Raw genomic sequence first — 9,288 nt, forward strand, 5'->3', positions numbered from 1 at the left:
GTTCTATGCCAAACTCAGCGCCTTTCGGGCTTGCCTAACAGGATTTATGCTCCCCTTGTCACCCAGCTTGCTTGCCACCCTCGCCGCCGCTTGCCTTTATGCCGCTGCGACCCTCTATCAAGGCACCCGCCTGGCCACCGGCGCCAAGGCGAACAAACGCCTGCTGGTCACGCTTGGCGTGCTGGCGGTGCTCGGCCACGCGGCCAGCCTTTATACCCACCTGATGACGCCGATCGGCCTGGGCCTGGATTTTTTCAACGCCGCCAGCCTGATCGCCGTCGCCGTGATCGCCCTCACGCTGCTGGCCTGCTCGCGCATCCCGGTGGAAAACCTGCTGGTGCTGCTGTTCCCGCTGGGGCTGGCCACGGTGCTGCTGGCGCAGTTCGCGCCGTCGGGCACCGTGCAGATCATCGACGAAGAGCCGGGCATCCTCGCCCACATCCTGTTGTCGATCCTCGCCTACGGCCTGTTCACCATCGCGGTGTTCCAGGCCCTGTTGCTGCTGGTGCAGGATCACCAGCTCAAGAACAAGCACCCGTCCGGACTGATCCGCAACTTTCCGCCGCTGCAAACCATGGAAAGCCTGTTGTTCGGTTTCCTCTGGGCCGGCTGGAGCCTGCTGTCGCTGTCGCTGATCTCCGGCTGGTTGTTCGTCGAGAACCTGTTCGCCCAGCACCTGGTGCACAAGACCCTGCTGGCCTGCCTGGCGTGGGTGGTCTTCAGCGTATTGCTGTGGGGCCGCAACCGCCTCGGCTGGCGTGGGCACAAAGCGATTCGCTGGACCCTGGCCGGGTTCTGCCTGCTGATGCTGGCGTACTTCGGCAGCAAGCTGGTCCGTGAATACATCCTGCATATCTGACGGACGGCCCTGATGGATACGTTGCCCGTAGCGCCGTTGTTCGCCGTGCTGGTGGTGCTGATCCTCTGGTCGGCCCTGTTCACGGCCATCGAAGCCGCCCAGCAACACCTGCTGGCCCAGCGTACGGCCTCGCGCGCCAGTGACAAACCGCTGGCGACACTGACATTTCCACTGGCCAGCCTGGTCCTGTGCAATACCCTCTGTCGTGTCCTGGCCGTGGTCATCGGCACCTTGCTGGCGATTTTCACCTGGCTGGAGAACGGCCCCTGGGTCGCCTGGCTCGGCACCAGCGCCGCCCTGCTGATATTCGCCGACTACCTGCCGCGCACCCTGGCCACCCGCCAGCCCGACGCGGTGCTGGCACTGGGCAACACCTTGCTGGGCATCCCGTTGAAGATCCTCTATCCGTTTGCCTGGCTGTTGAATGGCGCCAGCCAACTGTTGCTGCGTCCATTTGCCCGCAAGCCCGGCATGGTGCAACAGAGCGACGACGAAATGCCCGTGCCGCCGCGCAGCGAGCAGGAATCAGAACACGGCAGCGGCCGGCTGCATCCGATTTCCGGCATCCACGCCCTGGACAACATCACCGTCAACGATATCCTCGTGCCCCGCAGCGAGGTCGATGGGATCAACCTCGACGACCCCATTGGCGAGATCATCGAACAGTTGCGTATGAACCGGCGTACCCGCCTGCCGGTGTTCCACAGCGATATCAATCAGGTCGAAGCGGTGCTCAACACCCGCCAGATCCGTCATTTGCTGGCGGACGCGAGCCTGACCCAGGAAGCGTTGCTGGCCGCCTCCCACGAGCCCTACTTCGTGCCCGAAAGCACGCCACTGCAACTGCAATTGCTGAATTTCCACAAGCAGCAGCGGCGCCTGGGCATGGTGGTGGACGAATACGGCGAAGTGCTGGGCATCGTCACCCTGGAAGACATCCTCGAAGAAATCGTCGGCGAATTCGAGAGCGAGCATAGCCTCGACAACCCCCACGTCCATCCCCAGCCCGATGGCCGCCTGATGATCGATGGCGCGGCGTCGATCCGCGAATTGAACCGGACCCTGGGCTGGCACCTGCCCTGCGACGGCCCCAAGACCCTCAACGGGCTGGTGACCGAAGCCCTGGAAACCATCCCCGAAAGCCCGGTCTGCCTGAAGATCGGGCGCTATCGACTGGAAATCATCGAGACCGTGGACAACCGCGTCAGCCAGGTGCTGGCGTGGCATAACAGTTCGGTGCCGGCCGTTTCCTGACCCCCAACAGGCTCAAGGTAAAACACCGTTGTGGCGAGGGGATTTATCCCCGTTGGGCTGTGAAGCAGCCCCAAATACGGTCAACTCAATTTGTCTGGAACACCGAGTTGTCGGGCTTTAGGGCTGCTGCGCAGCCCAGCGGGGATAAATCCCCTCGCCACAAAAAGCTCATCGCAAGCGCCGATATTGTGCGCGGGCGCTCTTGTTGATTCGTTAGCCCCCTTCCTATACTCAAGCCGCTTACCGAACCCTGTGTCTATCCTGTACTCAGCCGGTTCCGGCCAGACCATCGGCAAAATCCGCATCAGCCCTGGGACTGTTCCTACCCGAAACAGCGACGGGATACCCGCCCACATCCCTGGGTGTTCGACCATAATAATTCGCTCCAACGGAGCACATGACTGTCAGGGATAACCGCATGACGACCGCTACCTGCAACGAGGCTGTGCCTGCCCAGCCGACCAACTCGGCTACTCGCGTGGCGACCGCGAGTTTCATCGGCACCGCCATCGAGTTCTACGACTTCTACGTCTATGCCACGGCGGCGGCCCTGGTGATCGGGCCGGTGTTCTTTCCGCAAACCTCAGGCACGGCACAGATGCTGTCGTCCTTCCTGACGTTCGGCATCGCCTTCCTCGCCCGTCCGCTGGGTTCGGCGCTGTTCGGCCATTTCGGCGACCGGATCGGGCGCAAGTCGACGCTGGTAGCGTCCCTGCTGCTGATGGGCGTATGCACCACGCTCATTGGCGTGCTGCCCGGTTATGCCAGCATTGGTGCCTGGGCACCGATCCTGCTGTGCCTGCTGCGTTTCGGCCAGGGCCTGGGGTTGGGCGGTGAATGGGGCGGGGCGGCGCTGCTGGCCACCGAGAACGCACCCAAGGGCAAGCGCGCTTGGTTCGGCATGTTTCCCCAACTGGGGCCCTCCATCGGCTTCCTGGCGGCCAACGGGTTGTTCCTGACCCTGGCCATGAGCCTGGACGACGAGCAATTCCGTTCCTGGGGCTGGCGGATTCCGTTCCTGCTCAGTGCCGTGCTGGTGATTGTCGGCCTCTATGTACGGCTCAAACTCCATGAAACCCCGGTATTCGCCAATGCCATGGCCCGCCAGGAACGGGTCAAAGTGCCGTTGGTCGAGCTGTTCAGCCAATACTGGGCGCCGACCTTACTGGGCGCGGCGGCGATGGTGGTGTGTTACGCGCTGTTCTACATCTCGACGGTGTTTTCCCTGAGCTACGGGGTGTCGACCCTCGGCTACAGCCGCGAGACATTCCTGGGCCTGCTGTGCTTTGCCGTACTGTTCATGGCCGCTGCAACGCCTCTGTCGGCCTGGGCCAGCGACCGCTACGGCCGCAAACCGATATTGATCATCGGTGGCCTGCTGGCAATTGCCTCGGGTTTCCTCATGGAACCGTTGCTGACCCACGGTTCCACTGGCGGCGTAGCGCTGTTCCTGTGCATCGAGCTGTTCCTGATGGGGGTGACCTTCGCCCCCATGGGCGCCTTGCTGCCGGAACTGTTCCCGACCCATGTGCGCTATACCGGTGCCTCGGCGGCCTACAACCTGGGCGGTATCGTCGGCGCCTCGGCCGCGCCGTTCTTCGCCCAGAAACTGGTGGCGATGGGCGGCTTGAGCTATGTCGGCGGCTATGTTTCAGCGGCCGCGCTGCTCAGCGTCATCGCCGTGCTGTGCCTGAAGGAAACGCGCCACAACGACTTGAACCGGGTGGCCTAGGCTGGGCCCGTGGCGAGGCTTTGCGCCTCGCCACGCAAACCTGTCGCCAGCCTGAACGGCCACCAATGAAATAACCGTTAACAATCGCCCACCATTGAAACCACCCCCCACCTGCCCCATCTAAGACCCATACCCCATTGCGCAGGTGCCCCATGAGCGACCAGCACTCTACTGAAGCCACTAACGACTACGCTGACTCCGAACACATCGAACACACCTCCTCCGGCACCGGCCTGGCGCTGCCCGGCCAGAACCTGCCGGACAAGGTCTACATCATCCCCATCCACAATCGCCCCTTCTTCCCGGCCCAGGTACTGCCGGTCATCGTCAACGAAGAACCGTGGGCCGAGACCCTGGAGCTGGTGGCCAAGTCCGATCACCACTCCCTGGCGCTGTTCTTCATGGACTCGCCCCAGGAAGACCCGCGCCATTTCGACACCTCGAAACTGCCGCTGTACGGCACGCTGGTGAAGGTGCACCACGCCAGCCGGGAAGGCGGCAAGCTGCAATTCGTCGCCCAGGGCCTGACCCGCGTGCGCATCCGCACCTGGCTCAAGCACCATCGCCCGCCGTACCTGGTGGAAGTCGAATACCCGCACCAGCCGAGCGAGCCGACCGACGAGGTCAAGGCCTACGGCATGGCGCTGATCAACGCGATCAAGGAACTGCTGCCGCTCAATCCGCTGTACAGCGAAGAGCTGAAGAACTACCTCAACCGCTTCAGCCCCAACGACCCTTCGCCGCTGACTGACTTCGCCGCCGCGCTCACCTCCGCCACCGGCAATGAGCTGCAGGAAGTGCTCGACTGCGTGCCCATGCTCAAGCGCATGGAGAAAGTGCTGCCGATGTTGCGCAAGGAAGTCGAAGTGGCGCGGTTGCAGAAAGAGATTTCCGCCGAGGTGAACAACAAGATTGGCGAACACCAGCGCCAATTCTTCCTCAAGGAACAGCTCAAGGTCATCCAGCAGGAACTGGGGCTGACCAAGGACGACCGCAGCGCCGACATCGAACAATTCGAGCAGCGGCTGGAAGGCAAAGCGTTGTCGGCCCAGGCGCAGAAGCGTATCGAAGAAGAGATGAACAAACTCTCGATCCTGGAAACCGGCTCGCCGGAATACGCCGTCACCCGCAATTACCTGGATTGGGCGACCTCGGTGCCGTGGGGCGTGTATGGCCAGGACAAGCTCGACCTCAAGCATGCGCGCAAGGTGCTCGACCAGCACCACGCCGGCCTGGACGACATCAAGGACCGCATCCTCGAATTCCTCGCCGTTGGCGCCTACAAAGGCGAGATCAGCGGTTCCATCGTGCTGCTGGTGGGCCCGCCGGGCGTGGGCAAGACCAGTGTCGGCAAGTCCATCGCCGAATCCCTGGGCCGGCCGTTCTACCGCTTCAGCGTTGGCGGCATGCGCGATGAAGCCGAGATCAAGGGCCATCGGCGCACTTACATCGGTGCCCAACCGGGCAAGCTGGTGCAGGCGCTGAAAGATGTCGAAGTGATGAACCCGGTGATCATGCTCGACGAAATCGACAAGATGGGCCAGAGCTACCAAGGTGACCCGGCGTCGGCCTTGCTCGAAACCCTTGATCCGGAACAGAACGTCGAATTCCTCGACCACTACCTGGACCTGCGCCTGGACCTGTCGAAAGTGCTCTTCGTGTGCACCGCCAACACCCTGGACTCGATCCCCGGCCCGCTGCTGGACCGGATGGAAGTGATCCGTCTGTCGGGCTACATCACCGAAGAAAAAGTCGCCATCGCCAAGCGCCACTTGTGGCCCAAGCAACTGGCCAAGGCCGGCGTGTCCAAGGGCAGCCTGAGCATCAACGACAGCGCCCTCAAGGCCCTGATCGACGGTTACGCCCGTGAGGCCGGGGTGCGGCAGTTGGAGAAACAGCTGGGCAAACTGGTGCGCAAGGCGGTGATGAAGCTGATCGACGACCCGAAAGCGGTGATCAAGCTCGGGCCGAAGGACTTAGAGGCGTCCCTGGGCAAACCAGTGTTCCGCAATGAGCAGGTGTTGTCCGGCATCGGGGTGATTACCGGCCTGGCCTGGACCAGCATGGGCGGCGCGACCTTGCCGATCGAGGCGACGCGCATCCACACCCTCAATCGCGGCTTCAAGCTGACCGGGCAACTGGGAGAGGTGATGAAGGAGTCGGCGGAGATCGCCCACAGCTACGTCAGTTCGCACTTGAAGCAATTTGGCGGCGATCCGAAGTTCTTCGACGAAGCCTTTGTTCACCTGCACGTACCGGAAGGCGCCACACCCAAGGACGGCCCGAGTGCCGGTGTGACCATGGCCAGCGCCTTGCTGTCCCTGGCCCGCAACCAGCCGCCGAAAAAAGGCGTGGCCATGACCGGCGAACTGACCCTCACCGGGCACGTCCTGCCGATTGGTGGCGTGCGCGAGAAAGTCATCGCCGCGCGCCGGCAGAAAATCAATGAACTGATCCTGCCGGAAGCCAACCGGGGCAACTTTGAAGAATTGCCGGACTACCTCAAGGAAGGTGTGACGGTGCACTTTGCCAAGCGGTTTGCGGATGTGGCGAAGGTGTTGTTCTGATGCTCCTCTAGCGCTTGTGCGGGCCCCATCGCGGGCAAGCCTTGCTCCCACAGGGTTAAATGTCGCTCACAGACTTTGTGTGCAACAACGATCATTGTGGGAGCAAGGCTTGCCCGCGATGGCGTCATCAGCCACAACACATGCCCACCTGACACACCCAGTAGCATCTTCGGTTATGCTCGCCGTTCGTCGTGAATGCCGGAGCCCTTATGTCCCTCACCCGCCTCTTCGTCCCCCTCAGCCTCGCCCTGCTGAGCGCCTGCGCCACGCAAACCAGCAACAACGTGACCGTGGAAAAACTGAGCCAGTGCCCGGTGCGGCTCAATAACGGGCAGAACCTGATTTTGAGCTTGCCGAGCAACCCCACCACCGGTTATCGCTGGGCGATCCAGGATTCGGCCGGAGGTGTGTTGAAAGGCTTGGGGCCGGAGGTCTATCGCAACCCGGAAGACGCCGGCATCGTGGGCGCCGCCGGCGTGTCGACCTGGCGCTTCCAGGCGTTCAGCGCCGGCACCGGGCGCTTGCGCCTGACTTATCAACAGCCTTGGGCACCAGAAGTACCGCCCGTGGAAACCTTTGACTGCGCCATTGCGGTGAACTGACCGTGGGTTGGCTGATCCTCGCACTGATGGGTGCGGCCACCTACCTGTACGGCCTGGCCATGCATGCCACGCTGCTGTGCCTGCTGGTCAAGCCCATGCCCGTGCTGGCCCTGCTCGGCTGGCTGCACGATGCACCGCCCAGCGACTATCGGCGCTGGATCAGCCTCGGGCTGATTTTTTCACTGGTGGGCGATGTGCTGCTGGCCTGGCCGGGGGACCTGTTCGTGTTCGGCCTCGGCGCGTTTCTGCTGGCGCACCTGGCCTACCTGAAAGCCTACCTCAGCGACTGTCGTCGTCCGGCGCTGCTGCCATTGGCCCTGGCCTTGGGCATCGGCGCGGTGCTGTTGGGGATTCTGGTGTCGAGCGGTCTCGGGCCGTTGCTGGTGCCGGTGGTGGTCTACGGCCTGGTCATCAGCGCCATGCTCTGGCGGGCGTTGGCCCGGCTGGGCACCGACGTGCCCAAGCGTTCGGCGTGGCTGGCCGCCGCCGGGGCCCTGGCGTTTGTGTTTTCCGACAGCCTGATCGGCATCAACCGGTTCGTGCAGCCCTTCCATGCCGCGCCTTACCTGATCATCATCAGTTACTGGCTGGGCCAATGGGGCATTACAGCGTCGGCGTTCCCGCAAAAGCGGCACTGAACAAAGATCAATGTGGGAGCGAGGCTCTGTGGGAGCAAGGCTTGCCCGCGATGAACGATAATGCGGTCTTGCTATAGACCGCAGTGCCTTTATCGCGGGCAAGCCTTGCTCCCACAGAGCCTTACTCCCACAGGCCTTGCTCCCACAAAGCTCGCTCCCACAGGTTTTTTGGTTAAAATGCCGGCCTTTTCACCACCCATGCCGCTGGAACCGCCGTGAGCAAAGATCCCGATCGCCTATTCGCCCAACCCCTGGCCCAAGTGCCGGACTTCGCCTTCAACGAGGACGTGGTGCGGGTGTTTCCGGACATGATCAAGCGTTCGGTGCCGGGTTACCCGACCATCGTCGAAAACCTCGGCGTGCTCGCCGCGCAATTCGCCCAACCCAATAGCGTGCTCTATGACCTGGGTTCATCCCTCGGTGCGGTGACCCAGGCCCTGCGCCGCCATGTGCGCACCGACGGTTGCCGTGTCATCGCTGTGGATAACTCGGCGGCCATGGTCGAGCGCTGCCGCGAATACCTCAATGGCCAGGACTCGATGTTCCAGGAGCTGCTGCCGGTGGAAGTGATCGAAGGCGACATCCTCGCCCTGACGTTCCAGCCGGCCTCGGTGGTGGCCCTGAATTTCACCCTGCAATTCATCGCGCCGGACCAGCGCACCGCACTGTTGAGCCGTATTCGCCAGTCCCTGTTGCCGGGTGGTGCCCTGATCCTGTCGGAAAAATTGCGTTTCAACGATGCCGAGGAGCACGCCCTGCTCACCGACCTGCACGTGGCGTTCAAGCGCGCCAACGGCTACAGCGAGCTTGAGATTGCCCAGAAACGCAGCGCCATCGAAAACGTCATGAAGCCCGACAGCCTCGAGGAGCACCGCGAGCGCCTCTTGGCGGCCGGGTTCTCGAAAGTCGTGCCGTGGTTCCAGTGTCTTAACTTCGCCTCGTTGATTGCCCTGCCATGATTGATCTGTCCCCCCTCGCCCGCCATCTGGCCGGCACACCCCTGGCCGATTGGGCCGCGACGCTGCAGAGGCAACTCGACAGCAAGATGGAAAAGGGCCACGGCGACCTGGAGCGTTGGCAAAGCGCGCTCGATGCGCTGCCGGCGTTGCAACCCACCACCGTCGACCTGCTGAACGGGCTGACGCTAGACGCCAATTGTTCCGACGAAACCCGTGGGCAAATGCGTACCGCGTTGATGGGCCTGTCACCCTGGCGCAAAGGGCCTTTCGACCTGTTTGGCGTGCACGTGGACACCGAATGGCGCTCGGATTGGAAGTGGTCACGGGTAGCCCCGCACCTGGATCTCAAAGGCAAGCGCATCCTCGATGTAGGCTGCGGCAACGGTTATTACATGTGGCGCATGCTCGGCGCCGGGGCGGACACGGTGATCGGTGTCGACCCCAACTGGCTGTTCTTCTGCCAGTTCCAGGCGGTGCAGCGCTACCTGTCGCAGCCCAACGCCTGGCATTTGCCATTCCCCTTCGAGGCCCTGCCAGCTGAACTGGAGGGCTTCGACACGGTGTTTTCCATGGGCGTGTTCTACCACCGTCGCTCGCCGATCGAACACTTGCTCGCCTTGAAGGACTGCCTGGTCAAGGGCGGCGAACTGGTACTGGAAACCCTGGTGATCGAAGGC

The 9,288-nt window shown here is 62.7% G+C and carries 8 protein-coding genes; all 8 read left to right on the forward strand.

Annotated elements, in window-relative coordinates; genetic code table 11:
• The first annotated feature begins 46 nt into the window (after window positions 1-46).
• Window positions 47-859, forward strand: coding sequence for a cytochrome C assembly family protein (locus tag AB4N80_RS28935; protein ID WP_060739059.1), 813 nt, complete (start codon window positions 47-49; stop codon window positions 857-859).
• A 12-nt stretch (window positions 860-871) separates the two neighbouring features.
• Window positions 872-2,113 carry an HlyC/CorC family transporter gene (locus tag AB4N80_RS28940; RefSeq protein ID WP_305491755.1) on the forward strand — a complete coding sequence of 414 codons (1,242 nt, stop codon included), beginning with the start codon at window positions 872-874 and terminating at the stop codon, window positions 2,111-2,113.
• Between the two features lie 418 nt (window positions 2,114-2,531).
• Window positions 2,532-3,845, forward strand: a complete 1,314-nt coding sequence (locus AB4N80_RS28945; RefSeq protein ID WP_122568779.1) for an MFS transporter — start codon at window positions 2,532-2,534, stop codon at window positions 3,843-3,845.
• Window positions 3,846-3,997: 152 nt separating this feature from the next.
• Entirely contained in the window at window positions 3,998-6,412 is a 2,415-nt protein-coding gene (gene lon, locus AB4N80_RS28950; protein WP_122568780.1) for an endopeptidase La, read from the forward strand.
• 209 nt (window positions 6,413-6,621) lie between these two features.
• The gene (locus AB4N80_RS28955) at window positions 6,622-7,014 is read left to right on the forward strand and encodes a protease inhibitor I42 family protein (protein ID WP_122568781.1); all 393 of its coding nucleotides are present in this window, start codon (window positions 6,622-6,624) and stop codon (window positions 7,012-7,014) included.
• Between the two features lie 2 nt (window positions 7,015-7,016).
• Entirely contained in the window at window positions 7,017-7,652 is a 636-nt protein-coding gene (locus tag AB4N80_RS28960; protein ID WP_122568782.1) for a lysoplasmalogenase, read from the forward strand.
• A 215-nt stretch (window positions 7,653-7,867) separates the two neighbouring features.
• Entirely contained in the window at window positions 7,868-8,611 is a 744-nt protein-coding gene (cmoA, locus tag AB4N80_RS28965) for a carboxy-S-adenosyl-L-methionine synthase CmoA (RefSeq protein WP_003198073.1), read from the forward strand.
• The coding region (gene cmoB, locus AB4N80_RS28970) for a tRNA 5-methoxyuridine(34)/uridine 5-oxyacetic acid(34) synthase CmoB (protein WP_460096086.1) at window positions 8,608-9,288 on the forward strand (681 nt) is incomplete at its 3' end. The genes cmoA and cmoB, both read left to right, overlap by 4 nt.

It is taken from the genome of Pseudomonas sp. H3_A02 (assembly GCF_054671965.1).